The sequence below is a fragment of the Streptomyces flavofungini genome, assembly GCF_041028215.1.
Classification (GTDB): Bacteria; Actinomycetota; Actinomycetes; order Streptomycetales; family Streptomycetaceae; genus Streptomyces; species Streptomyces flavofungini_B.
In genome coordinates this window covers 1-22,972 of record NZ_JASKYR010000035.1, presented here as the reverse complement: position 1 = coordinate 22,972, position 22,972 = coordinate 1, and the positions used below count along the sequence as shown (strand labels likewise).

General features: G+C 70.4%; 23 protein-coding genes. 14 read left to right on the top strand and 9 right to left on the bottom strand.

Features of this window, described 5'->3' with window-relative positions; genetic code table 11:
- From AB8Z36_RS04690 to AB8Z36_RS04660, 7 genes are all read left to right on the top strand, one after another.
- On the top strand, nucleotides 1-932 hold a 932-nt coding region (locus tag AB8Z36_RS04690), incomplete at its 5' end, for an aspartate aminotransferase family protein (protein WP_369211878.1).
- Entirely contained in the window at nucleotides 933-1,385 is a 453-nt protein-coding gene (locus tag AB8Z36_RS04685; RefSeq protein WP_369211877.1) for a type II toxin-antitoxin system RatA family toxin, read from the top strand.
- On the top strand, nucleotides 1,385-1,885 hold the full coding sequence (locus tag AB8Z36_RS04680) for a hypothetical protein (protein WP_369211876.1): 501 nt from the start codon (nucleotides 1,385-1,387) through the stop codon (nucleotides 1,883-1,885). The genes AB8Z36_RS04685 and AB8Z36_RS04680 overlap by 1 nt, the downstream gene beginning before the upstream one ends.
- Nucleotides 1,882-2,907 (top strand): phosphatidylglycerol lysyltransferase domain-containing protein, encoded by a 1,026-nt coding sequence (locus tag AB8Z36_RS04675; protein ID WP_369211875.1) that lies wholly within the window; start codon nucleotides 1,882-1,884, stop codon nucleotides 2,905-2,907. The genes AB8Z36_RS04680 and AB8Z36_RS04675 overlap by 4 nt, the downstream gene beginning before the upstream one ends.
- Nucleotides 2,908-2,945: 38 nt before the next feature.
- On the top strand, nucleotides 2,946-3,908 hold the full coding sequence (locus AB8Z36_RS04670) for a VlmB-like protein (protein WP_369211874.1): 963 nt from the start codon (nucleotides 2,946-2,948) through the stop codon (nucleotides 3,906-3,908).
- A gap of 50 nt (nucleotides 3,909-3,958) precedes the next feature.
- Nucleotides 3,959-4,804, top strand: a complete 846-nt coding sequence (locus AB8Z36_RS04665) for an alpha/beta hydrolase family protein (RefSeq protein ID WP_369211873.1) — start codon at nucleotides 3,959-3,961, stop codon at nucleotides 4,802-4,804.
- Between the two features lie 76 nt (nucleotides 4,805-4,880).
- Nucleotides 4,881-5,498 carry a TetR/AcrR family transcriptional regulator gene (locus AB8Z36_RS04660; RefSeq protein WP_369211872.1) on the top strand — a complete coding sequence of 206 codons (618 nt, stop codon included), beginning with the start codon at nucleotides 4,881-4,883 and terminating at the stop codon, nucleotides 5,496-5,498.
- 49 nt (nucleotides 5,499-5,547) lie between these two features.
- On the opposite strand, the gene AB8Z36_RS04655 is transcribed toward AB8Z36_RS04660, so the two are convergent.
- The 4 genes from AB8Z36_RS04655 to AB8Z36_RS04640 all read right to left on the bottom strand — a co-directional run bounded on the left by AB8Z36_RS04655 (nucleotide 5,548) and on the right by AB8Z36_RS04640 (nucleotide 8,487).
- Nucleotides 5,548-6,474, bottom strand: coding sequence for a dihydrodipicolinate synthase family protein (locus AB8Z36_RS04655; protein ID WP_369211871.1), 927 nt, complete (start codon nucleotides 6,472-6,474; stop codon nucleotides 5,548-5,550).
- Nucleotides 6,474-7,277, bottom strand: a complete 804-nt coding sequence (locus tag AB8Z36_RS04650) for an aldolase (protein ID WP_369211870.1) — start codon at nucleotides 7,275-7,277, stop codon at nucleotides 6,474-6,476. Before AB8Z36_RS04650 ends, AB8Z36_RS04655 begins: the two co-directional genes overlap by 1 nt.
- Nucleotides 7,278-7,445: 168 nt before the next feature.
- Nucleotides 7,446-7,715, bottom strand: coding sequence for a DUF1905 domain-containing protein (locus AB8Z36_RS04645; protein WP_369211881.1), 270 nt, complete (start codon nucleotides 7,713-7,715; stop codon nucleotides 7,446-7,448).
- Nucleotides 7,716-7,911: 196 nt separating this feature from the next.
- On the bottom strand, nucleotides 7,912-8,487 hold the full coding sequence (locus AB8Z36_RS04640; protein ID WP_369211880.1) for a helix-turn-helix domain-containing protein: 576 nt from the start codon (nucleotides 8,485-8,487) through the stop codon (nucleotides 7,912-7,914).
- A 255-nt stretch (nucleotides 8,488-8,742) separates the two neighbouring features.
- Between AB8Z36_RS04640 and AB8Z36_RS04635 the strand changes: the two genes are divergently transcribed.
- Both AB8Z36_RS04635 and AB8Z36_RS04630 read left to right on the top strand, forming a co-directional pair.
- On the top strand, nucleotides 8,743-9,846 hold the full coding sequence (locus AB8Z36_RS04635; RefSeq protein ID WP_369211869.1) for a mandelate racemase/muconate lactonizing enzyme family protein: 1,104 nt from the start codon (nucleotides 8,743-8,745) through the stop codon (nucleotides 9,844-9,846).
- A 131-nt stretch (nucleotides 9,847-9,977) separates the two neighbouring features.
- The gene (locus AB8Z36_RS04630; protein WP_369211868.1) at nucleotides 9,978-11,510 is read left to right on the top strand and encodes an FAD-dependent oxidoreductase; all 1,533 of its coding nucleotides are present in this window, start codon (nucleotides 9,978-9,980) and stop codon (nucleotides 11,508-11,510) included.
- Here the strand turns inward: AB8Z36_RS04630 and AB8Z36_RS04625 are convergent.
- From AB8Z36_RS04625 to AB8Z36_RS04615, 3 genes are all read right to left on the bottom strand, one after another.
- Complete coding sequence (locus AB8Z36_RS04625) at nucleotides 11,466-12,071, bottom strand: hypothetical protein (protein ID WP_369211867.1); 606 nt, start codon at nucleotides 12,069-12,071, stop codon at nucleotides 11,466-11,468. The two genes, AB8Z36_RS04630 and AB8Z36_RS04625, sit on opposite strands and share 45 nt — an antisense overlap.
- A 145-nt stretch (nucleotides 12,072-12,216) precedes the next feature.
- Nucleotides 12,217-12,951 (bottom strand): maleylpyruvate isomerase family mycothiol-dependent enzyme, encoded by a 735-nt coding sequence (locus tag AB8Z36_RS04620; RefSeq protein WP_369211866.1) that lies wholly within the window; start codon nucleotides 12,949-12,951, stop codon nucleotides 12,217-12,219.
- Nucleotides 12,952-13,047: 96 nt separating this feature from the next.
- Entirely contained in the window at nucleotides 13,048-13,830 is a 783-nt protein-coding gene (locus tag AB8Z36_RS04615; RefSeq protein ID WP_369211865.1) for an MBL fold metallo-hydrolase, read from the bottom strand.
- A gap of 126 nt (nucleotides 13,831-13,956) precedes the next feature.
- Between AB8Z36_RS04615 and AB8Z36_RS04610 the strand changes: the two genes are divergently transcribed.
- Both AB8Z36_RS04610 and AB8Z36_RS04605 read left to right on the top strand, forming a co-directional pair.
- A complete protein-coding gene (locus AB8Z36_RS04610; RefSeq protein WP_369211864.1) occupies nucleotides 13,957-14,559 on the top strand; it encodes a TetR/AcrR family transcriptional regulator in 603 nt (200 codons plus the stop codon).
- Nucleotides 14,560-14,884: 325 nt separating this feature from the next.
- Nucleotides 14,885-16,522, top strand: a complete 1,638-nt coding sequence (locus tag AB8Z36_RS04605; protein WP_369211863.1) for a hypothetical protein — start codon at nucleotides 14,885-14,887, stop codon at nucleotides 16,520-16,522.
- A 165-nt stretch (nucleotides 16,523-16,687) separates the two neighbouring features.
- Here the strand turns inward: AB8Z36_RS04605 and AB8Z36_RS04600 are convergent, their stop codons facing one another.
- Nucleotides 16,688-17,278, bottom strand: coding sequence for a YybH family protein (locus AB8Z36_RS04600; RefSeq protein WP_369211862.1), 591 nt, complete (start codon nucleotides 17,276-17,278; stop codon nucleotides 16,688-16,690).
- 328 nt (nucleotides 17,279-17,606) lie between these two features.
- On the opposite strand from AB8Z36_RS04600, the gene AB8Z36_RS04595 reads away from it, so the two are divergent.
- Complete coding sequence (locus AB8Z36_RS04595) at nucleotides 17,607-18,515, top strand: cyclase family protein (RefSeq protein WP_369211861.1); 909 nt, start codon at nucleotides 17,607-17,609, stop codon at nucleotides 18,513-18,515.
- A 324-nt stretch (nucleotides 18,516-18,839) separates the two neighbouring features.
- Nucleotides 18,840-20,489, top strand: coding sequence for a TlrC/CarA/OleB/SrmB family ABC-F type ribosomal protection protein (locus AB8Z36_RS04590; RefSeq protein ID WP_369211860.1), 1,650 nt, complete (start codon nucleotides 18,840-18,842; stop codon nucleotides 20,487-20,489).
- A gap of 48 nt (nucleotides 20,490-20,537) precedes the next feature.
- On the opposite strand, the gene AB8Z36_RS04585 is transcribed toward AB8Z36_RS04590, so the two are convergent.
- On the bottom strand, nucleotides 20,538-22,082 hold the full coding sequence (locus AB8Z36_RS04585) for a carboxylesterase/lipase family protein (RefSeq protein ID WP_369211879.1): 1,545 nt from the start codon (nucleotides 22,080-22,082) through the stop codon (nucleotides 20,538-20,540).
- Between the two features lie 141 nt (nucleotides 22,083-22,223).
- Here AB8Z36_RS04585 and AB8Z36_RS04580 point away from each other — a divergent pair.
- Nucleotides 22,224-22,972 (top strand): tetratricopeptide repeat protein (locus AB8Z36_RS04580; protein WP_369211859.1); only part of this gene is annotated, 749 nt, incomplete at its 3' end.

Here is a 22,972-nt window from a genome sequence, read left to right as displayed (position 1 = left end):
GGTACGGCGTCTTCTTCACGGGTGCCTGCCACCCGCACGTGGTCGCCGCCGTCGAGCGGCAGCTGCGCACACTGCCGCTGGCCACCCGGCTGCTCCTCGAACCGTCCGCCGCCCGGGCCGCCGAGGCCCTCGCGGAGGTCTGCCCGGCGGGCCCCCTGGTCTCCCACGCCCCCTACGGCGACGTGGCAGCGCTGGCCGCGCTGATCGGGGACGACGGCTCGGACGCCGTGGTGATCCTGGAGCCCGTCCAGGGCGAGGCGGGCGTGGTCATCCCACCCGAGGGCTACCTCACCCAGGTGGCGCGGCTGTGCCGGGCGAGCGGGGCCCTGTTCGTCCTGGACGAGATCCAGACCGGGATGGGCAGGCTCGGCGCGTGGTGGGGAGCGGACCGCGCGGGCGTCACACCCGACATCCTCCTGGTGGGCAAGGCACTCAGCGGCGGAGTGATCCCGGTGGCGGCGGCCGTCGCCACCCACAGGGCCTTCGCCCTCCTCGACCGCGACCCCTTCATCCACACCTCCACGTTCTCGGCGGCCCCCATCGCCATGGCCGCCGCGCACGCGGCGATCGAGGTCATCCGGGACGAGGACCTGATCAGCCGGGCGGCGCGGCTCGGCGGCGAACTCCTGACCCGGCTGCGTGCCTCCCTCGCCGCGCACTGCGGACACCTGGTCCACGAGGTGCGGGGCGTGGGGCTGCTCCTGGGCGTGCAGTTCCGCGACGCGGGCACGGCCGGGGAGTTCCTGCTGGAGCTGCTGCACCGGCACATCATCGTCAACCACTCACTGAACGCGCACGACGTCGTGCGCTTCACCCCGCCCGCGGTGCTCACCGACGCGGAGGCGGAGGAGCTGTGCGAGGCGGTCGAGGCGGCGGCCCGCACACTCGGCGGGCGCTTCCCGCACGGCACACACCCCACGAGGAGCAGCTAGATGCGATCGGTAGAACTGACCCACCACAGCCCCGGCGTGGCCGCGCGCACGGCGTACGAGCGGGTGCGCGACTTCGCCCGCTATCCCGAGCTGGTCGACATCGTCCGCAGGGTCGAGGTCCGCCCGGCCGACGGCATGAGCGATGTGCTCCACAGCGACTGGGAGGTGGACTTCCGCAACGGCGCCCTGGTCTGGTCGGAGGAGGACGTCTTCGACGACGGTGCCATGACCATCGCCTTCCGGCAGACCTCCGGTGACTTCGAGTCCTTCGACGGGCAGTGGGCCGTCCTCCCGGCCGGTCCGCACGAGAGCGGGTGCCAGGTGCGCTTCGAGGCCGCGTTCGACTTCGGCCTCGCGAGCCTGTCGGCCATCATCGACCCGGTGGCCGAGCGGGTGCTGCGCGAGACCATCGCGACGATCCTGCTGGCCCTGCTCGACGGACAGGCGCGGTAGTGGACGCCGCCAACCGCTTCGAGTCCCGCACCACCTACTGGCTGCTGCGCGCCGAATACCTCGTCGGCCTCGCCGTCAGCGCCTGGCTCCTGATCGCCCACCTCGACGAGGTGCGCTGGCCCGTGGCCTTCGGTCTGTTCGCCTACATCGACCTCATCGGCTACCTCCCAGGTGCCCTGGCCCACCGCAGAGCCCGCGGAGGCGCCGTCCCGCGCGTGTACTACGTCCTGTACAACGCGATGCACAGCTGGCTCACCGCCGGAGCCCTCGTGAGCCTGTGGGCCTGGACCGTCGGCTGGGAGTGGGCGCTGCTCGCCGTGCCGCTGCACCTGTGCGGCGACCGGGGCCTGCTGGGCAACTTCCTGAAGCCGTTCTCCGTACCCTTCGAACCCCACGCCCACCCCGCCTTCACCGAACTGGAGGCCAAGCTGTCCGCGCCCGCGGCACCGGCGGCCCGCCCGCACGCCACCGTCCACCACCTGACACGGGAGCGCGCATGACGGTGCCCCCTCATCTGCTGCCCCCGCGGCCCGGCGTGGACGACGCCACCCTGGCCCTGCGCACCTACAGCGACCACCCCAGCGGATACCTCGCCCTGAACCGCACGACGAGCTGGTACATGTGCCCCCGCGTACCGGGTCTGATCGCCCACCGGCCGGGCCGGCACCAAGTGATCCAGTTCGCCGGTCCGTTCGCCGCCCCGGCCGACCGCGGGCGTCTCCTGGACGAGTTCCTCTTCCAGCTGCACGCCGGACGGTTCCACAAGCCCCAGCTCACAGCGGTGCAGCTGCAACGCAGGCACGTGGCGCTGTACGAGCGGCGCGACTTCACCGTGAACCAGCTGGGGAGCACCTACGGAATCGACCTCACCCGGTTCGAGCTGCGCGGCAAGCCCCTGGCCAAGGTCCGGCAGAACGTCAACCGAGCCCGCCGCGAAGGGGTGACCGTCACCGAGGCACACTCCGGTGACCTGGGACAGCACAAGGAGCTCGACGCGATCGACGCCGCCTGGCTGCGCGCCAAGGGCCGCCACGTCAGGCCGCTGACCTTCCTGGTCGGCGAGCGCGGCGGTCCCGGAGCCCCGCTGCGCCGCACCTTCGTCGCCCGCCGACAGGGCCGAACGGTCGGCTACATCACCTACTCGCCCGTCTGGGGGAGCAGGCCGGGCTGGCTGTACGACCTGACCCGCCGCTCACCGCACGCACCGGTCGGCACGGTGGAACTGATCAACCTGACCGCCCTGACCCGCTTCCAGGACGAGGGCGCGGGCTGGCTGCACCTGGGCCTCACCCCCTGCGCGGGCCTGGCCGACGAGCACGAGCCCGCATCCGCGTCACGGACACTGACGCGGGCACTGCGGGCGGTCGCGGACCACGGCCAGGCCCTCTACCCCGTACGCACGCAGGAGGCGTTCAAGCGCAAATGGGCCCCTCACCTCATCGAGCCGGAATACGTCGCCTTCCAGAACGGGGTAAGGCCGCGCGCGATCGGACGCCTCCTCAAGGTCACCGGCGTCCTGTGACACCACACGACCAACACCAACGGAAGGACCCCCACCTCATGACGGCCACAGCCCTGCCCATAGAGACCGACTGGGACAACGCCCCGAGCGTGCTCGACGGCGCCCGCACGCTGCGGCTCAGCCCGCAGGAGCGCAACCTGCCCTACTGGCTGCGCCACGTCGCGGGCACCATGCTGGGCAGACTCTCCGACGACGCGGTGCCCGAAGCGGCCCCCACCGAAGCGGTGCGCACCCCGGGCCCCCTGCGCGAGGCCCTCATCGACGAGTTCACCTTCCGGCACCTGGCCGAGGAGAAGGCCGCCCGCGCCCTGTCACTCCTCGTCTTCCACGCACCGGGCACCGACGACCTGGAGTTCTTCGCCACCCAACTGATCGACGAGGCCCGGCACGCGCGTGCGTTCAAAGAGCACCTGCTGCGCCTGGACCTGACCCCCGCCGAGATCGACGCCGCCATCGCCCGCACGGCCGCGACGACCGCTGCCGCGGTGCTCGACCCGCTGGAGGACTTCGGCCTGAGCGTCCTGCGCGACGAGGACGACTACTACGGCGGTGTGCTGGTCCTCACCGTTCTCGTCGAGGGAGTCCTGGCGCCCGCGGCCGAACTGAGCGAGCGCAAGTGGTCCCCGCTCGACCCGGCGGCGGCCCTGGTCGAGCGCGGCGCCAACATGGACGAGATCCGCCACCTCGCCGTCGGCAGCTCGGTGGTACGCCGCTACCTCACCCAGCACCCCGAGCAGCGCCCCCGACTGCTGAAGCTGATCACGGAGGGCCGTCGGCTCTGGGAGGAACTGCCCATGCGCCAGGTGCTGATCCGTCGCGAATCGCTCTTCCAGGAAGGGCTCGCCCAGCACGCCGGACTCGTCGGCGACTACGAGATCTGGTCCGGTCGGCGCCTGGTGGACACCGGGATCGAGGAGCGGATGGAAGCCGCGGAACGCTGGTCCCGTGAGACCCAGGACAGCCGCCTTGCGTACATGCTCCTTTCGGACGGCGCCCGGTGAACGCCCCCGTTTCCGGGCCCGGCCACCGAGGGACCCGCTGGGAGGTGCCGGTGCCCGCAGACGTCGGGCACGACCCGCAGCGGGTCATCACCCGTGTCGTCGAACCGATCGGCACGCCCAGCGCGGTCGTGATGATCTGGCCCGCGATGGCCGTGAACGCCTCGTACTACGCCCCCTTCTGTGCCGAGCTGGCCGGACTCGGCATCGCGACCGTCACCGCCGACCTGCGGGGACAGGGCGAGAGCCGACCCAGGCCCGGCCGGGATTCGCGCCACGGCTACCACGAACTGGCGTCGCGGGACTGGCCCGCGCTGGTGGCGGCGACCCGCGAACGCTTCGGCGAGGACGTGGCGCTGTACCTGCTTGGTCACAGCATCGGAGGCCAGATCTCCGTGCTGTACGCGGCACGCGAGCCCCAGGGCGTCGACGGCCTGATCTTCGTGGCCGCCGGGTCGGTGCACTTCCGCGGGTTCCCGGCCCTCAGCGGCCTGCGGGTGCTGCTGAGCACCCAGCTGGCGGCGCTGCTCGCCCGCGTGTGGGGTTACTTTCCCGGCCACCGGCTCGGGTTCGCGGGCAGGCAGCCGACGGCGCTGATCCGGGACTGGGCCAGGATCGCCCGCACGGGCCGGTTCCGCCCCTCGGGCGCCGACCTCGACTACGAGGAGCGGCTCCCCTCCGTACGGCTGCCCGTCCTCGCCGTCTCCGTCCGCGGGGACGGCCTCGCTCCGCCCGCGGCGGTGGACCGGCTGTGTGCCGCACTGCCCTCGGCCGTCGTGCACCGCTGGCACTACGCACCGGACGGCGGGGGACAGGTGGGTCACGTCCGGTGGGCCAGGAAGGGAGCACCCGTCGCGGCGAGAATCCGCTCCTGGATCGATGAGGGACGTGTGTTGTAATACTCGGAACGAGCCGTATCGTTCGTGCCATGCTTTCGTCATGCCCCCCGCCCCGGCGTCATCAAGCGAGTAACCCATGGGACTGAAGAGAACCCTCCAGCAAGTGCCGGACAAGGACGGCACCCACCTGCGGGACTTGGACGCACGTGAGCGGATTCTCGCCGCCACCCTGCGGATTCTCGCCCAGGACGGCTACTCCAGGCTGACCATCGGGGGAGTGGCGGTCGAGGCGCGCGTGGGCAAGGCGACGATCTACCGTTCCTGGCCGAACAAACCGGCTCTCGTCCTCGACGCGGTGCGCGAGGAACTCCCCGCCGTACCCACCGCCGACGTCGGAGACAGCGAGACCGAAATGGTCGCGGTGGCCTGCTCGCTCTCCAATCTGTACTGCTCGCAGAAGATCCGCATGGCGCTGCCCGCGCTCGTCGCGGACGTGGCGGACGACTCCGGTCTCCGCCGCCTCCTCGCGGAGAACCTCATCGAGGGCCGCAAGGCGTCCTCCTACGAGGTGCTGGCACGCGCCGTCGAACGCGGCACCCTCCCCGAGGACACGGACATCTCGCTGATCCTCGACTCCTGGGCGGGAACGATGCTGTTCCGCAGCCTGTTCTTCGGAGCGAGCGTCGACGAGGAGACAGTCCGGCGCATGGTGGCCGCCACCGTCGCCGCGCCGCCTCGACGCCCCGCGAACTGAGGCCCGGCCCGGTTGCGGCGGTGCGTGACAGCCACCTTTCGACCCGGGCTCAGGCCGCGGGGCCGGTGGCGCCGGTCATGAGCGGGTGTGCGGCCAACTGGTCCAGCAGGGTCCGCAGTTCCTCCGTCTGCTGGTCGGGCAGCGGCAGCAGAGGTGGCCGCGGCGAGCCGACGCCGCGCTGTCGCAGTGCGAGCCCCGCCTTGATGGCGCGCGGCAGACCGTGGCCGACGATGAACCGGAGGAAGGGCAGCAGTTCGCTCAGGACCGCCTCGGCCCGTTCGTCTTCGCCGCCGGTCGCCGCCGCGTGGAGTGCCAGAACCCACTGCGGGACCAGACAGGGCGCGGCGGTGCACCAGCCGGCGGCGCCGGAGCGGAAGGCCTCCAGCGCGACCGGGTTGTTGCCGTTGTAGACCGACAGCGCCCCGTCGGACATGTCCTGGAGGGCGCGGAACCGGGCGACGATGCCGGAACTCTCCTTGACCATCGTCAAGTTCGGGATTCCGCGGGCGAGCGCGACCACCGTCTCCGGTTGCAAGTCCACGCCGCTGGTGCCCGGGTTGTTGTAGAGCATCATGGGGAGGTCGGTGGCCGCGGCCACCCTGCTGTAGTGCCGCACCAGTTCGGCCTCGGTCAGCTTCCAGTACACCTGGGGCAGCACCATGACGGCGGTGGCACCGTTCCGTGCGGCCACCCGGGCCCGGCGGATCGTGCCCTCGGTGCTCCAGTGCGAGACGCCGACCAGTGTGGGTACGCGCCCCGAGACGGTCTGCAGGGTGGTCTCGCAGACGGCGTCCCACTCGACCTCGCGCAGATAGGCGCTCTCGCCCGTACTGCCGAGCGGGGCGATGCCGTGGCTGCCGCTCTCCACCAGGTCGTCGGTGAGCCGACGCAGCGCGCCGAGATCGACCTGGCCGGTGGTGGGGTCGAAGGGGGTGACCGGGTAGGAGATGATGCCCGTCAGCGGCGGATTGGCCATCACAGTTCCACCCCGGCCGAGACGCAGTCCGGGTGGTTGCGCAGCGCCCGCCGGGCGTAATAGGCGAAGTTGGCCTTGCTGCGGCGGTCGGTGCCGGTCCAGTCGTGGGCCTCGCGGGCAAGGGCGGGGTCGAGCGGTTGAATGGTCCCGGCCGCCATGGCGAGGAGCTGGAGGCGTGCGGCGCGCTCGATGAGCACCGCCAGATTGCAGGCCTCCTCGACGGTGGCTCCGGTGACGAGCTGGCCGTGGTGGGCCAGCAGGATGGCGCGCTTGTCGCCCAGGGCCGCGGAGATGATCTCACCCTCCTCGTTGCCGACCGGCACGCCGGGCCACTCCTTGAGGAAGGCGCAGTCGTCGTACAGGGGTGTGGTGTCCATCTGGGAGATGACGAGTGGAACCTCCAGCATGGCCAGCGCCGCGGTGTGCAGGGAGTGCGTGTGGACGATGCAGTGCACGTCCTCGCGGGTGCGGTAGATCCAGGAGTGGAAGCGGTTGGCGGGGTTGGGCATGCCGTTCCCCTCCAGGACCTGGAGGTCTTCGTCGACCAGCAGCAGGTTGTCCTCGGTGATCTCGTCGAAACCGAGTCCCAGGCGCTGGGTGTAGTAGGTGCCCGCCTGCTGGCCGCGGGCGCTGATCTGGCCCGCGAGCCCCGAGTCGTGTCCGCCGTCGAAGGCGATGCGGCACGTCAGGGCGAGCTTCTGCCGTGTGGTGAGCTTCGAGTCGCCGAAGTGGTCGCTCATCAACCGCTCGGCCCGCTCGACGAGCACGTCCTTCGGTTCTTGCAGGGTCTTGGCCATGGCCATCGATCTGCTCCAGTCCAGAGTCGCCGGGGTCGCCTGTGAGCAATCCCCGCATACGCGTCGCGTGCCGCCCGTGAGCAACACCTTGCGGAAACAAGGTTCACGGTAGGACACCTTGTGTCATGGCGCAAGACGCTGCCCGGCCGCAGACGGTCCGACTCCTACAGAGGGTCAGGCGTCGACTCGCTCCAGCAGGCGGACGGTCACGGTGTCTCCCTCCTCCTTGCCGATCGCCTTCCGCACTTCCGCCTTCACGGGCAGCTTGTGCGTCCCGTCCCCCAGAGCCATGAACGAACTCTGGAAGGGATGACCGTCGATCGTGCCCCGGACCTTCACCAGGCCGCGCGTGCCGAAGAACTCGGCCGAATCGGGCCACACGAGGTAGGTCCAGCCACCCTTGTTCGGGCTCTTCAGCAGGGTTGCGGTGAATTGCTTGTCCATGACGGATACCACCTGTCCAGGAGCGTTCGACGCGCGGATGAGGTCGTTGCCGTCCGGGTCGCACACGGCGAACATGGGCGGCATTCAGGAGGTAGGACGGAGACAGGCGGCGGAACTCATCGCTGCGGGCCGCGCATCATTCGCCGGGTGGTGGAACGGCGGGGCAGTCGACGTCGGTGCGACCGGCGGCGCGCATTCAGGGAAGCCGGATGCGCGAAGAGTTCGCGGCGTCGGCGTCGGCGTGTGCGTGGTCGTCGGTGACCATGAGGAGGACGACCGCACGTTCGGTGCCGGTGGAACGGAGCTTGTGCGGGTGCGTGGCCTTGAAGTAGGCACAGTCGCCGGTGGCGAGGGTGATGGTGCGGGACGGCAGGATCAGTTCGGCCTGCCCGTGGTGGACGAAGAGGAACTCCTCGCCGGGGTGATCGCGGAAGGGGACCGGTCCGGCGTCATGAGGGGGATAGAGCATGAAGGGGGTCATGCTCTTGGTACCGCCCCCGAGGGCCAGGCCCTCGTAGCGGGTCCCGGCCTCGTCGCCGGCGGTGAGCGACTGGCGTTCACCGGCGCGGGTGACCGTGACGTCCGTAAGTTCCTCGGCGTCCGCGAAGAGATGGTCGAGAGGCACATCGAGGGCTTTGGCGAGTGAGGCGCTGATGGCGATCGACGGGACGCTCTGGCCGCGCTCGACCTTGGACAGGTAGCTCTTGGTGACACCGGCGCGCGCCGCCAACGCTTCCAGGGTCATGAGGCGTTCCTTGCGCAGCTGTCGCACCCGGTTGATCACTGCCGTCTCCCCTTCGCCTGTCCCACGCCGGTCGATGGCCGGGCGCCACCCAAGTATGGCGGGTCCGCCCCGGGCCACGGACAACGCCCACGCTGTGGGCCGTGCGTACGCCCACGGGCGACGCCACGCACAGACGCTTATCGGCAGGGGGCTTCCGCCGGAGGAGAGCAGTAGGGCACAGAATGAAGTCCTCAGCGACCAACGCACGGGCAAGCTCGTGCTCACCCTTCTGGAGGTCTGACGGTGAGGATCGCCGAAACCCACATCTATCAGTACGGTCTGCCGGTCCTCAACGGCCCCTACAGGCTGGGTCATGCGGAGATCAGGAATCTCTCCACGACACTGGTCAAGCTGGTGGCCGACAATGGGCTGGTCGGCTGGGGCGAAACCTGCCCGATCGGCCCCACCTACGCCGAATCCCACGCCGCCGGTGCCGTGGCGGCACTCCGTGAGATGGCGCCGGGGCTGAGCGGCGCCGAGGTGCTGCCCGTACCGTTGCACCGGCGCGTCGACGGCCTGCTCCACGGCCACACCTACGCCAAGGCGGCCATCGACATCGCCGCCCACGACCTTCTCGGCAAGCACCTCGGCGTCAGCGTGTCCGACCTTCTGGGCGGCGCGCTGACCGATCGCGTGCCGTCCTACTACGCCATCGGTGTCGGCGCGCCGGATGAGTCCGCCCGCATCGCGGCGGAGAAACGCGCCGAGGGGTACCCGCGCCTACAGATCAAGGTCGGTGGACGGCCGGTCGAAGAAGACATCGAGACCATCCGCAAGGTGTGGGAGGCCATCCGCGGGTCGGGGACACGCCTGTCGGTCGACGGCAACCGCACCCTGACCACGCGCGACGCCCTACGACTCAGCCGGGAATGCCCCGACATCCCCTTCGTCCTGGAACAGCCCTGCGACACCGTCGAGGATCTGCGGAAGATCCGCCCGCAAATCAGCCATGGCATCTACATGGACGAGAGCGCCACCGGTCTGCATACGGTGATCACCGCCGCCGGCACCGGGCTGGTCGACGGCTTCGGCATGAAGGTGACGCGGATCGGCGGGCTGCACCCGATGCGCGCGTTCCGTGACCTCTGCGCGGCCCGGAATCTGCCGCACACCTGCGACGACGCCTGGGGCGGCGACATTGTTGCCGCCGCCTGCACCCATATCGGCGCGACGGTGACGCCGGAGCTGCTCGAAGGCGTCTGGATCGCGGCCCCCTATATCGACGGCCATTACGACCCGGAGGACGGGATCCGCGTCGAAGGCGGCCACATCGAGCGACCGCGGGGCCCTGGGCTCGGCGTCGTACCGGATGAGAGCCTTTTCGGTGCCCCAGTGGCCTCCTTTTGAAGACAACGCTCCTGAGGCGGAGTGACCGAGGCGTGCCGGGCACACGCCCACCGCCGTACGCGATACGGCCACTCAGGCAAAAAGGACGCTCCGGCGCGTCTTCGAAGGGCCGGGACGGGAACACGTGCTGCATGACAACACCACAACCGCTGCCCGGCGTGGCAGAGTCCTACTGGATGGCTACCACCGACGCTCCCCGGTGGCCGCTGCTGGACGCCGACACGACGGCGGACGTCGTCGTCATCGGCGCCGGCATGGCGGGCCTCAGCACCGCCTGGGAACTGGCCAAGGCAGGCCGCCACGTGGTCGTGGTCGAAGCGGACCGGGTGGCCGCCGGAGTCTCCGGCTACACCACGGCGAAACTGACCGCGGCCCACTCCCTCGTCTACGACCGACTGCGCCGCACTCGCGGCGAACAAGGGGCACGTCACTACGCCCGGTCCCAGCAGGCAGCGGTGGAGCGGGTCGCCTCCGTCGCGGACGAACTGGGCGTCGACTGCGACTATGAGACCGCATCGGCTCTGACCTTCACCACGGACCCGCGCCAACGCCAGGCGTTCCAGGACGAGGCCGAGGCCGCCGCGGAGGCGGGCCTTGACGCCCGCGTCGTGACCGACACCGATCTGCCGTTCCCTGTATCGGCGGCCGTGGAGGTGGCACACCAGGCACAGTTCCACCCTCGTAAGTACCTGCTGGCCCTGGCCGACGACATCCGGGCACGAGGCGGTGCGCTCTACGAACGTACCCGGGTGACCGGCCTGACCGAGGGCAGCCCGTGCAAGGTGACGACCGAGCGGGGAGCGACGGTCACCGCGCAGAACGTCGTCATCGCCACGCACTACCCGGTGTTCGACAGGGCCCTGCACTTCGCGCGCCTCTCACCTCGGCGCGAGCTGGTCGTCGCGGCCCCCATCGCCACCGCGGCGGCCCCACAGCACATGTACATCACCGACGACATGGGCAAGCGTTCCATCCGTAGCGCCCCGCTCGATGAGGATCAGCGGCTGCTCATCGTCACGGGCGAGAGCTTCACCCCCGGCACGGGCGACACGCGCGAGCGATTCCGCCGACTGGACGCCTGGATGCACGAACACTTCCCCGTCGGAGCCACGGCGTACCGGTGGGCCGCCCAGGACAACGACGTGAGTGACGGCGTGCCGTTGGTCGGGCCCTTCCACCCGGGCGCCCGCCATGTCCACGTGGCCACCGGCTTCGGCGGCTGGGGCATGAGCGGAGGCGCCATGGCGGGACAGCTGCTGGCCTCGGCACTCACCGGCACACCACCCGAGTGGGCCGGGCTGTATGACCCGCGGCGGCTGTTCAGCACCCTCCGCGAAGGCTCGACCCTGGTCAAGCAGCAGGCAGAGGTCGCACGTCACTTCGTCGGCGACCGGCTGAAGACCTCCCACGTCGACGTGGTGACCGACATCCCGCCGGGCACCGGAGCCGTCGTACGGATCGAGGGCCGCCGCTGCGCCGTCTACCGCGGCGAGGACGGCGCCACCCACGCGGTCTCGGCCCGCTGCACCCATCTCGGCTGCCTGGTCGCCTTCAACGAAGCGGAGACCGCGTGGGAATGCCCGTGCCACGGTTCGCGGTTCGGCATCAACGGCGAGGTGCTACAAGGTCCGGCCGTGCGGCCACTGCCCGCCCGGAAAATCTGAGCCGCCGGACGAAGAGGCCCTCATCCCGCTCAGAGTCGGCTGGGCCCGCTGCGGCGGCTCGGCGAAGTGCCCCTCGGAGCGCTGGTCGGACTCGGCTTCGAAGTGCTTGGCGCAGGCCCGCAGGAACGGCATCGACAGCAGCCGGGCAGAGGTGTCGACAGGGCCGGGCGGGGCGTCGATGTACAGCCGGTCGACAAGCCTGGTGCACTCGTCCACGAGCTGCCGCGCGGCCGTGGCGACATCCGCGTCGCTGTTCAGCAGCACCGGGCCGAGGCGGCGTTCCAGCCAGCGCAGATGGGTGCGGGCCGCCTCGTGCTGGGGCCGCCTGGCCGCCGGCGCTAAGACGGGCCACATCTCCACGATGTGTCCGATCTGTTCGGCGTCCTCGGCGAAGTCGCTGCACGTGCGCAGCCGTCGCTCGTACGCCGTGCGCCGGTCCGCCGCGTCCGGCGCCTGCTGTCTTCGGAGCGGAGCCAGCCCGGCGCGCACCGCGAAGCGGGGGAGGGCCGCGCCCGCGAGGGTGACCGCGCACGCGGTGGCGAGGGCGAGGAGTAGATCCATGCACCGCATTGTGCGCAGCAGACGAGGGGCCCTGGCACGCAAGCGGGGCCCCATGTCACCTCGACGGATCAAGCTGACGGGTGATCCCCGGGCCGGGCCCCCCGCACCGTGCGCGCGGCGCGGCCCGTGTCCGCAGCCGCGATGGTCAGCTCCGCCAGGTGGGCGGGACTGGCAGAGGTCCCGGTGGTACGAGGGACAGGGAGTGACCGCCGGTCCGGCCGGTGAGCCAGCCCAGCAGCTCGGCCGCCGGGCCGCACACGCGCGGCCCTTCGCCGCCGCCGATCACGCGTGGGAGCTGGTCCTCATCGGCACACAGTGTCATGGGCGGACTGTGGGGATCGGCGCGGAGCCTTTCCGTGGTCGTCTCCAGTTCGTGGGCGACGAACCGGGCGGGCCAGTCGGCCGGACGGTGCCCCGCGGCGAGGTCGGTGTGGTGCACCTCCACCTCGCGCAGCATGCTGCCGACGGCTCTGCGTACGGGGCGCAGACCCGCTCCGAGCCAGCGCACCGGTACGTGCCAGGCGTGCGGAGGGTGGGTGGCGGCTGCGGAGAGGAAGCGTCGCAGGGCGCTGTCCATGTCGTGCAGGAGCGCGTCGGCGGGCCGCCCGGCGCCCTCTTCGATCTCCCGTTCCCGCTGCTCGTTGCTGGCGTACTGCGGCAGATCGATGCCTTCACGCGCGGCGGTGAGCAGTCGGCTGCGCGAGTCGGCACTGCGGGCGAGGTGGGTCAGGACGTGGGCGCGGCTCCAGCCGGGCAGCAGGGAGGGAGCGCGTACGTCCTGGTCCGACAGCGCGGCCGCCGTCGAGAGCAAGCGCTCGACGCTGGTACGCAGCAGGGGGAGGAGGGCCGCAGGGGTGTAGTCCTCTTGATCGTGGGGCATGTTGCTCCGATCGGTGACGGGCTGTCGTCTTCTTCGGCCGCCGGAAGCGGGGACCAGGGGTGGGCCGTCGAGGACATCACGGCCTCCGTCCCTGACTCAAGTGGCCAGGTCGAGCCACTCCCCGACGGCCAGTACGTGTGCGCGCCGCCCGGCGTGGGCGCGGAACTCGTTCTCCGGGTCGGGGGTCTCGACGTAGCCCGGGATCTTGTCCGGCTGCTCCGTCTCGTAGTGGATCGGCACCGCGTACGGGGCGTCGAGGATCTCCGCTGCCGCGGCGGCCTGTCTCGGGTCCAGCGCGGCGGGCAGCGGGCTCGGTGGCTGGAGGTGCGGGGCGTCGACCACCGCGCCGTTGGCGGGCAGGAACGCCGCGTCGAACGGGCTGAACCTGCGCGCTATGCGCCACCAGAAGCCGTGGAACATCGTGTCGCCGCCGTGGAAGACGCGCTGCCCGTCGGCCTGCACCACCCAGTTCAACTGGGGGTCGCCGAGGCCGTCGATGGAGGGGACCGCGGTGACGCTGAAGGGCCCGAGTTCACCGGTGGACCAGGTGTCCACGACCTCGGCGGCGAGCCGGTGCCGGGTCAGCTCACGCTCGGCCAGCAGCGTCGTCACGTTGTCCACGTCGTCACCGTGGCCGGGCGCAGGTCGCAGCACCGGTGCCCCCGGCGTCAGCGCGTCCGCGAGTGCGGTCGCGTCGGTGTGGTCCCGGTGCAGGTGGGTGACGAGAGCGGCGTCGGCCTTCCCGCTCGGCGGTGTCAGCCCCACGCCGGGCTTCCAGCCCGTGAACAGCGGTGAGAGGTCCCGCACGTAGTCGATCAGCAGTCGCTTGCCGCTCGCCTCGAACTCCAGTCCGGCCCAGCCCAGTCGTCGCACCCGCATCGCGCACTCCCTTGTTTCGGTGGTTGCCCCGGTCGGTGGTTGTGCCCCGGTCGGTGGCTGCCCCGGAAGTCAGCGTACGAGCGTTCTCTAAAGCAATAGCGAACGCTCGTACGCTATCCTCGCCGCATGTCACCACGACGCTCAGCGGCCGATGCGCAGGCGACCCGGGGCCGGATCCTCGGCCGCGCTGCCGAGATCGCCTCCGAGGAAGGGCTGGACGGCATCACCATCGGCCGCCTCGCCGAGGAGCTGGAGATGAGCAAGTCCGGGGTGCACAAGCACTTCGGCACCAAGGAGACACTGCAGATCTCCACGCTGGACAAGGCGTTCGTGGACTTCTGGCACCGGGTGGTCGAGCCCGCGCTGACCGAACCCCCGGGGCTGCGGCGGCTGCGCGCGGTGTGCGCCCACTCCGTGGGTTACCTCGAAGCGCCGCTGCTGCCCGGCGGCTGCCTGATGACCGCGGCACTCAGCGAGTACGACGGCCGCCCCGGCCGGGTCCGCGACGCGGTGGCCGAGGTGTGGTCACGCTGGCGGGAACAGCTGCGGACGGACCTGACGGCAGCGGTGGAGAACGGCGAACTGCCCGCCACATTCGACATCGACCAGGCCCTGTTCGAGATCGTCGCCGCCGGGCTCGCCCTGAACGTGGCCATGCAGCTCCAGCACGACCGGGCGGCCGTGGACCGGGCCCGCCGCGCGATCGAACGGGCCTTGGACCAGTCCTGACCGCACGCCGGACCGTGCACGGGCCGAGCGCGTCGAGCAAGCGGCCCACCGGAGGCTCAAGAGGAGGCGAGGCCGCACTTGTCGCGGTCTGGCAGCGGCCCTGCAAACGACGGAAAGAACATGCACGCATAAATCTGCACCGCCGCCATACGGACGGTCCCTGCTCAGTTCCCCCACGCGTCCTGTCCCGCATTGACGCTGCTGTTGTGCGGGAGTAGGACCAAAATGGAGCCTCGCACCGAGCTATGGAGCGCCACACCGAACCAGGGACTACGTACCCACCCAATGGTCGCCATGCAATGGCCGTCAACCAAGGGGGAAGCCCGTGGCCATCGATCAGAAGCAGCTCCTGCAAGCGATCTACGACGCGATCTTCGACGCGCTCACCGTCACCCCGTCCGGGATCGGTGGAGGGCAACCGATATTGCGTCGGGCATCGACGTACATGTCGCTGCAACTACCTGGAAACCCCATAGACGCGGCTCAGTTCGCCAATCCTTGGTCTCCGACCAATCTCAGCGGCTCCGTCGCGGCAAGCGAGAACTTCGCCACCCTGATAGACCCCGTGCCCCTGCTGACACCGGCCTACGCGGTCGGGGGTGTCAGCACGGACACCGTCTACGGTGAGATCGTCCGCGCGAACGTGAACCCACCGCCGCCCGACCCCGATGGGCAGAAGGCGTACGACAAGGCGTTCAACCTGCTCTTCGTGGACGGCCAGGACTTCGACCAGGACGGTCTGCCCGTGACCGTGAAAGTCGACTCGCCGCTGTATCGGAACTACAAGAACAAGTTCCAGATCTACAACGCGGCCCTGCTCAGCTACACGACGAACTACCTGCAATTCGACCTCAGCAAACCGGAGGACCAGCGCAAGTGGGCCATCCTGGCACCGGTGCTCAGGGCGCCAGTGGACCTGGCCTATCAGGATCTGCAGGCAGCCAGCCCCGGCGTCGTGGAGAGCGCACTCGCCACCCTGGGCCAGTACCAGCAGTCGAGCATCGCGGGGACATTCTCACGCGCCAGGCAGACGTATACGCAGACCAGGCGCGGCAGCCTCGTCGACGCGAACATTTTCTGGCACCTGTGTGAGGCATTCCCCGGGAACTGGTTCGCTGAATCAGCGGCCGCGAATTTCACGGCGCTGACGTTGCAGAGCAGTCGGCTCCGCCTCAACGAGGAGTCGCGGTTCTCGCGCTACGGAGTCGGTGGCGGAGTCAATCTGGGGGTGTGGCGGGTCGGCGCCGCCGGCACCACGGAACGCACCCAGTACAGCCTCAACACCGAGACATCCAACATGACCATATCGTTCCGCTTCGGCCGGATCGAGATACGTCGCCGCTGGCTGGACACGTCACTGACATCTCTGCGGGGGTGGAGCACGGCGGGCCGTCGGCCGGGTGACTATTCCACCGGCGAGGTCAACGACAAGAACGAGGGAATCTTCTCGCTGCTGCCCACTGCCTTCATCGTGGCCAGGGACATCAAGATAAGCGCGGACTGGGGGTCCACGGACCTGCAGAGGGCCACACAGTCCACGTCCATCAGGAGCAGCGTCGGCATAGGGCCGTTCTCCCTGTCCGGCAGCTACCAGAACAGCTCGTCGACCCGCCGCTTCGCGTCGTCCTTCGACGGCACAACGCTCACCGTCCCGGGCGCGCAGATCATCGCCTGGCTGAGCAGTGTCATTCCCTTCTCGCCGCCGACCGACGGTCCGCCCTCGGCCAGGGCGGAGCAACTGGCCCTGGCAGCGGCCCGCCGGCCCGCGCGTCCCAACGTCTACGCCGCACCGTGGCTGGAATCTCCCGGCGGCGGCGAGGCCGAGGGCCCCGTGAGCCCCGGGATGACGCCGGCTTCGATGACCGACAACGCGGCGGAGGAGGTGCCTGCCGAAGCCGGGGCCACCGCGTCCGGAGCGTCTTCGGAGCCCGTCAGCAGCCGGTTCCTGTCGGCCGAGTCCTGAACTGCGATGAGGACACCGTAGGACCGCGTGCTGCTCGAACAGAGCGCACGCTGCTCGCGAGGTTCTCGGCGGCGTAGTCCCGTACGTCGTCGAGAACCTCGGCGGCATATCAGTCGCTTCACGAGCAGCCCCCTGGTGGAACCGCCCGCCGCGCGGTCCGTCCTGCTAGTGAGCCGTGTGACCGCCTCGGCGCTCGGCTTCCGAGATCGCCGAGGCCAGTTCATCGGGTGTGAGCGTGAACGATGAGGTGTGGTCCCGCGTGATGCGCCAGCCGTCGCGCGTGCGGCGCCAGACCAACGCCGAGGTCGCCCGGAGACCGGTCACCGTGCCGTCCGCCCCGGTGATTCGTGCGACGAAGCCGAGATAGACGCTGGCGAGATCGCCGGACAGGACGACGTCCGGCTCCATGGCGATCCAGTGTTCCGCCGCGCGGAGCCCGTTGAAGACGGGTTCCCACATGGACTCGTACTCCGCGGCGCTCCTCGCGATCCGATGCTGGGCGTCCGCGTCGTCGTAGTACAGAGTGCCCTTCCCGTGCCAGTCGTACAGGTGCCCGAAGGTGTCGCGGAAAACGAACTCCCCGCTGTCCTCGGCACGGTTCCAGCCGAAGACCCAGGACCGGGCCCGTCGCGTCAGCTCCCGCTCGTCGTCCTTCGCGCCGGCCGCGCTGGCTGAGGCCGGGGCGGCGGCGTATGCCCCGACCGCGGCGACGGCGGCGCTGCCCAGTATGAGGCGTCGGTTCAGCTTGTCTGCCATGTTCGAAACCCTTTCCGCAATCGCTTGAACACGTCTCCGACCCTAGGAGGGGCGGGGTGACTGTGGCAGGACGTGCCGCACCCACCCAGACCGGGGTGTCCTCTTCGGCGATCGAGCCGTTACGTATACGTAGGTCACGCCTCCGGGATAGCCGGGACAGGCCGCCGACCAGTAGGTTTCCTTGCACCGGTCATTCGAGGCGGCATCCCGACAGCGCCGCCGGGACGCGATTGCCGCATACGGCGCCTGCTCCAAGAGGTTCGCGACCGCCTGCTCTCCGCCCCGGCCGTCGGTCTGCCGCGGTCAACTTCCCACGAGGGGTAACACGATGAGCACGCAGCCGACGAACGACGCCACCGCGGCGGTCAGCGAGGAAGAGCTGCCCAGCAACTGGGGGCGCTGGGGCGCCGACGACGAGCTGGGTACGCTCAACCTCATCACTGAGGAGGCCCGGGCCAGGGGCGCGGCGGAGGCCCGTACCGGACGAGTGGTCTCGCTGGCGCAGCCGATCCGGCCCACGCCGTTGGTCAGCGGGCCCTTCGCACCCACCTCCGGTGACTACGCGCCGGTCCAGCAGTTGATGCAGTACACCGGAGACGCACCCGCGACGGCGGACATGATGCTGGTGGCCAACCACCACGTACGCTCGACCCACCTGGACGCCCTGGGACACCAGATCCGCGACGGCCGGGTCTACCCGGGGCGCCCTGTCGCCGAGTGTGTGACACCGGCCGGGCTGCGGCACGGCTCCACGGCGGCGTTCGCGGCCGGGATCGTCACCCGGGGTGTCCTGCTCGACCTGGCCTTCGACGGCCCGCTGCCTATGGGGCACCCGATCACCCCGGAGGACTTCGAGGCCGCCGAGGCCCGCCAGGGGGTGCGGCTGGAGTCCGGGGACGCCCTGGTGGTGCGCTGCGGGTGGGTCTACGCCATCGACCCCGCGAAGCCGATGCCGGGCATCAGCCTGGACGCGGTGCGCTGGATGCACCGGCGCGGTGTGTCCCTGTACGCCGGTGACCTCGGCGACGCTTTCCCGCCGCTCGACCCCGCCGTACCCGGACCGCTGCACCGCGTCGCCATCCCGCTGCTGGGGATGCCTCTGATCGACGTCGCGGAGCTTGAGGAACTGGCCGCCGTCTGCACCGAATCGCAGCGCTACGCCTTCCTTCTCACCGTCGCTCCTCCCCGCATCCACGGCCTGACCGGCGTCCCGGTCAACCCTCTGGCGATCTTCTGACGAGCGGGCGTCCGCTGCCGCTCCTGGCACGGGCAGCCTGCTTCTGCCGAACCTCCGTGCCACGACGGGCAGATGGGAGGCCGAGCCCCCCGACGACCTTGTGCGGGGGTCTCGGTCTCGCCGTCAGTAGAAAACTTCCAACACTACGAGACGTTTCGTCTTGCGTCAGGGCTCTCGGTGGCGTACTGTCCTGCTCATGGGTTCTCTGTGAAAACACCGGCGCCGACCGCGTAGAGCACTGCTCCGCCGTCGCCGCCCAGCCGTGCAGTCATCCACTCCGACCCGGCCCGGGCTCCCGCCCACGCGGCCAGAAGGACCCTGATCATGCACACCTCACAACTCACCCTCAGCCATGTCACCAAGCGCTACCCGGGCCGTGTCGTTCTGGACCAGGTCTCCTTCACGCTCAAGCCGGGCGAGAAGGCCGGCCTGATCGGGGACAACGGCGCGGGCAAGTCCACCCTGCTCCGCATCGTCGCGGGGGAGGAGCGACCGGACAGCGGCGAGGTGGCCGTGTCCGCCGCCGGCGGCGTCGGCTACCTGCCTCAGACCATCCCCCTGCCCGCGACCGCCACCGTCCAGGACGCCGTCGACCTGGCCCTGGCGGACCTGCGCGCCCTGGAGGCGGAGCTGCACCGGGCCGAGCGAACGCTCGTGGACAGCGAGGACCCGGCGGCCCTTGCCCACTACGGGGCGCTCGCAGGGCGTTTCGAGGCGCGGGGCGGCTACGACGCCGACCACCGGGTGGACGTCGCGCTGCACCACCTCGGCCTGCCGACGCTGCGCCGCGAACGTCTGCTGGGCACCCTCTCCGGCGGCGAGCGCTCACGCCTCGCCCTGGCCGGTGTGCTCGCGGGCCGACCGGAGGTCCTGCTCCTGGACGAGCCGACGAACGACCTGGACGATCAGGCTCTTGAGTGGCTGGAGGCCGAGCTGCGGGCGCACCGCGGCACGGTTCTCGCCGTCACCCATGACCGCGTTTTCCTGGAGCGTTTGACGGCCACCATCTTGGAGGTCGACGCGGGCCAGGTCACCCGGTACGGCGACGGCTACACCGGCTACCGCACGGCGAAGGCGGCAGAGCGCCGCCGCCATCTCCAGGAGTACGAACAGTGGCGCCTTGAGCTGGCCCGCAATGAGCGGCTCGCCGCCGGACACGTCGCCCGCCTCGACGCGATCCCGCGCAAGGCGCCGCTGGCCAACTTCGGCCACGGCGGCTTCCGCGCCCGCGGCCGGGCGCACGGGGCGATGGCCCGCATCCGCAATGCCCGCGAGCGCCTGGAGCGGCTGACCACGCAACCCGTGGCGCCGCCGCCGGACCCACTGGCCTTCACGGCGCAGGTGAAGACGGCGGCAACGGTCGCGGACGGCACCGGGACCCCGTCTGCGCGGCCGGACTCCATACAACTGCTGGACGTACGCGTGGGTGACCGCCTGCGCCTGGACTCTCTCACCCTCGGTCACCGCGGGCGGCTGCTCGTCACCGGTCCCAACGGCGTCGGCAAGACGACGCTGCTGAAGCTGCTCGCCGGTGAACTGCGGCCCGACGGGGGCTCGGTGCGGGCTCCGGGCCGGGTGGGCCATCTGCGCCAGGATCTGACGCCGTGGCCACGGGACCTGACGGTGGTCGAGGCGTTCGGGCTCGACCGGGTGGGTTCGGCCGACGAGCACGCCGAGGCCCTGCTCGCCCTCGGGCTCTTCCGCCCCGCACACCTGCGGCTGCGGATGGGCGAGCTCTCCTACGGCCAGCGCCGCCGCGTCGACCTGGCCCGTCTGGTCACGGAACCCGCCGACCTCCTGCTCCTCGACGAGCCGACGAACCACCTGTCACCGGCGCTGGTCGAGGAACTGGAAGAGGCGCTTAGCGGTTTTGCGGGCGCCGTCGTGCTGGTCACCCATGACCGAGCACTACGCAGGCGGTTCAAGGGGGAGCATCTGGAACTGCCGGAGACGGCGGACCTCCGGGTGGGGTGACCGAAGGATCTGGCGGCCGCTCGCCAGAGGCGCGTACCGAACTCCAGGTCACGGACACAGGAGCGGGAATTCCGCCGTCTTCCAGAGTGCTCGGACGGCGGCGTCCCTGCCGCCGGAGCCGTCGTCGGTGCCGGTTCCGGAGCCGTCGTCGGTGCCGGTTCCGATGTGGTCGTCGGCGGTCCACACCCTGGTCTCGGAGGTGGCGCCACCGACCGGTGACCAGCCCGGGTCACCGGTGGCGGCGAAGTCGGCCCAGGCGCGCACCATCCGGCGCGCCAGTTCCTGGTCAGCGGGGGTGGGCGCGCCGCCGATGAGGAAGGCCAGGTGCTCATCATCGACATTGCCGAAGGCGAAGGGGATGTCCGCGCAGTGCCAGGCGCGCACTCTTCCCCGCGCGCCGGTGCGCCGCCGGTCGAAGCGGGACAGGAACGCCCGGCCGCCGCCCCGGGTGTGGGATTCGATGAGACGGTCGGCGTATTCGCCGAACAGGAGGTCGCTGTAGATGGTGAGGTAGAGGTCGAGCACCGGGGCCTCGGGCATTGCGACGCGGTATCCGGCTACCAGGCGGTCGGGCAGGCGGAAGTCCGAAGCGAAGCGGGCGAGTTGCTCGTCGTCGGTGGCCTTTGCGCTGCTGCCCACGGCGTCGAGCAACCGGCACTCCTCCGTGGTGTGACACACCAGCAGGTCCACGCCGCGGCTCGCACCGGCCGCCAGACCCGTGAGGGGGTCGGTGGGCAGGATGTCGCCGTCGAGGACAGGCGCGTACAACGAGGGGGCGTAGTGGCGGGATCCGGCGGTGGGGTCGCGCCGGTAGCGGTCGACCRASAKSKCGGCGGCGGTGACCAGCGCCTGCGGGGTCGTGGCCGCCAGGCCCGCGCGGGTGGCGGGGCAGCCCGCCGCCGCGATCTCGCGCGTGGTCGCGGCGGCTGTGTCAGGCGTGTAGCAGGGGCTGGCGGGGCTGTGCGCGATGGCGCGGCGGAACAGGCCTCGGGCGCGGTCCATCACCATGAGGCAGGCCACGGAGGCGGCGCCCGAGGACTGCCCGGCGACGGTGACATTGTCGGGGTCTCCGCCGAAGGCGGCGATGTTGTCGCGCACCCAGCGCAGGGCGGCGACCTGGTCGAGCAGGCCCCGGTTGTCGGGACAGGCGTGGTCCCCCTCTGCCGGGACATGGCCGAAGCCCTCGAAGCCGATGCGGTAGTTGCAGATGACCACGGTCAGTCCGGCCCGGGCGAGCACGGTGCCGTCGAAGCCGGGCTGGGCGGACGAGCCGAAGGTGTAGGCGCCGCCGTGGATCCAGAACAGGACCGGCAGCCGGCCACCGTCCTGGACCGGCGTCCATATGTTGACGGACAGGATGTCCTCGTCACCGGGCGACCACACGGGCGTCCCGGGCAGTCGAGCCGACTGCGGAGCGATCGGACCGAACTCTCTTCCCTCCCGCACTCCGGTCCACGACGCCGCCGCGGCGGGCTCCCGGAATCGGTTGGCGCCGAACGGCGGGGCGGCATAGGGGGCTCCGAGGACGGCGACAACATCGGCGGCTGCTCGAAAGCCCCGCACCGAACCGTTCTTCGTCTTGAAGATGTCCACCGGCAACTGCCTCTCCCCACGTGCCCGCGGGGCAAAGGGCCGTACGGCTCGGACCCGGCCGGACATCCAGCATATGATCCTCAACTGCAGTGCGTGCCCGCGCTGGTGGCGATGCGCTGCCTGCCTACGAGGGAAGAGACCATGTCGAATTTCTCAGTGTCCTGGCGCGCGGCGAAGAAGTGCGAGCAGACATGGACGCAGGCCGTTCACCAGCTGCGCCGGGGCGATCAGCGCTCGGCGGCGGCTCTGTTCGACACGGCGGTCGCGCACGACCCCACAGCGGCGGACGCGTGGCTGGGTCTCCATGCGGCGGGGTGGAGGCAGGCCGAGGCGGTGCAGACGATGGCACGGTTCTCCCACACCTTCGGCGCGCTGCGGACGAAGGCCGGCCTGCCGCTGTCCTCCCGGTACAACATCGGCGGCTATGTCACCAGCCGCCTGGAGACCGCGCGAGACCTCTGGCTGGCCACGATGGCGGGTCTGCTGTTCGAAGGGCGTCTGGACGATGCGGGGCAGTTCCTGTCCACGGCGGTTCCGGACTGCGACGAGACCCGATTCATACTGACCAGGTACGCCTTCCTCAGGAACGACTGGCCGCTGGTCCTGGAGCACTCGCGGGGGATCACGGACGGCTTCCTGCTCGACGAGGCGCAGCTGTACACCGGTATCGCCCTGTGGAAGCAGGGCGTCAACCATGAGGCGCTGCGTGTACTCGGCACGGTGCCGCAGGAACTGGGGGCGGAGAGCGGGTTCGCCGCCGAGGTGGCCTACTTCCGTGGGCGGGCGCTGGATGACCTCGACCGTGCGGACGAGGCGCTCCAGCAGTACCAGTTCACGTATCGACTCCAGCCCGACTTCGTGGACGTGGCCGAGCGGGCACAGGCGAGGAC

Coding starts and splice junctions, on each gene's coding strand:
- AB8Z36_RS04685 (WP_369211877.1), top strand. CDS start 933: ATGCGATCGGTAGAACTGACCCACCACAGCCCCGGCGTGGCCGCGCGC.
- AB8Z36_RS04675 (WP_369211875.1), top strand. CDS start 1,882: ATGACGGTGCCCCCTCATCTGCTGCCCCCGCGGCCCGGCGTGGACGAC.
- AB8Z36_RS04670 (WP_369211874.1), top strand. CDS start 2,946: ATGACGGCCACAGCCCTGCCCATAGAGACCGACTGGGACAACGCCCCG.
- AB8Z36_RS04660 (WP_369211872.1), top strand. CDS start 4,881: ATGGGACTGAAGAGAACCCTCCAGCAAGTGCCGGACAAGGACGGCACC.
- AB8Z36_RS04655 (WP_369211871.1), bottom strand. CDS start 6,474: ATGGCCAATCCGCCGCTGACGGGCATCATCTCCTACCCGGTCACCCCC.
- AB8Z36_RS04650 (WP_369211870.1), bottom strand. CDS start 7,277: ATGGCCATGGCCAAGACCCTGCAAGAACCGAAGGACGTGCTCGTCGAG.
- AB8Z36_RS04645 (WP_369211881.1), bottom strand. CDS start 7,715: ATGGACAAGCAATTCACCGCAACCCTGCTGAAGAGCCCGAACAAGGGT.
- AB8Z36_RS04630 (WP_369211868.1), top strand. CDS start 9,978: ATGACAACACCACAACCGCTGCCCGGCGTGGCAGAGTCCTACTGGATG.
- AB8Z36_RS04625 (WP_369211867.1), bottom strand. CDS start 12,071: ATGGATCTACTCCTCGCCCTCGCCACCGCGTGCGCGGTCACCCTCGCG.
- AB8Z36_RS04620 (WP_369211866.1), bottom strand. CDS start 12,951: ATGCCCCACGATCAAGAGGACTACACCCCTGCGGCCCTCCTCCCCCTG.
- AB8Z36_RS04615 (WP_369211865.1), bottom strand. CDS start 13,830: ATGCGGGTGCGACGACTGGGCTGGGCCGGACTGGAGTTCGAGGCGAGC.
- AB8Z36_RS04610 (WP_369211864.1), top strand. CDS start 13,957: ATGTCACCACGACGCTCAGCGGCCGATGCGCAGGCGACCCGGGGCCGG.
- AB8Z36_RS04600 (WP_369211862.1), bottom strand. CDS start 17,278: ATGGCAGACAAGCTGAACCGACGCCTCATACTGGGCAGCGCCGCCGTC.
- AB8Z36_RS04595 (WP_369211861.1), top strand. CDS start 17,607: ATGAGCACGCAGCCGACGAACGACGCCACCGCGGCGGTCAGCGAGGAA.
- AB8Z36_RS04590 (WP_369211860.1), top strand. CDS start 18,840: ATGCACACCTCACAACTCACCCTCAGCCATGTCACCAAGCGCTACCCG.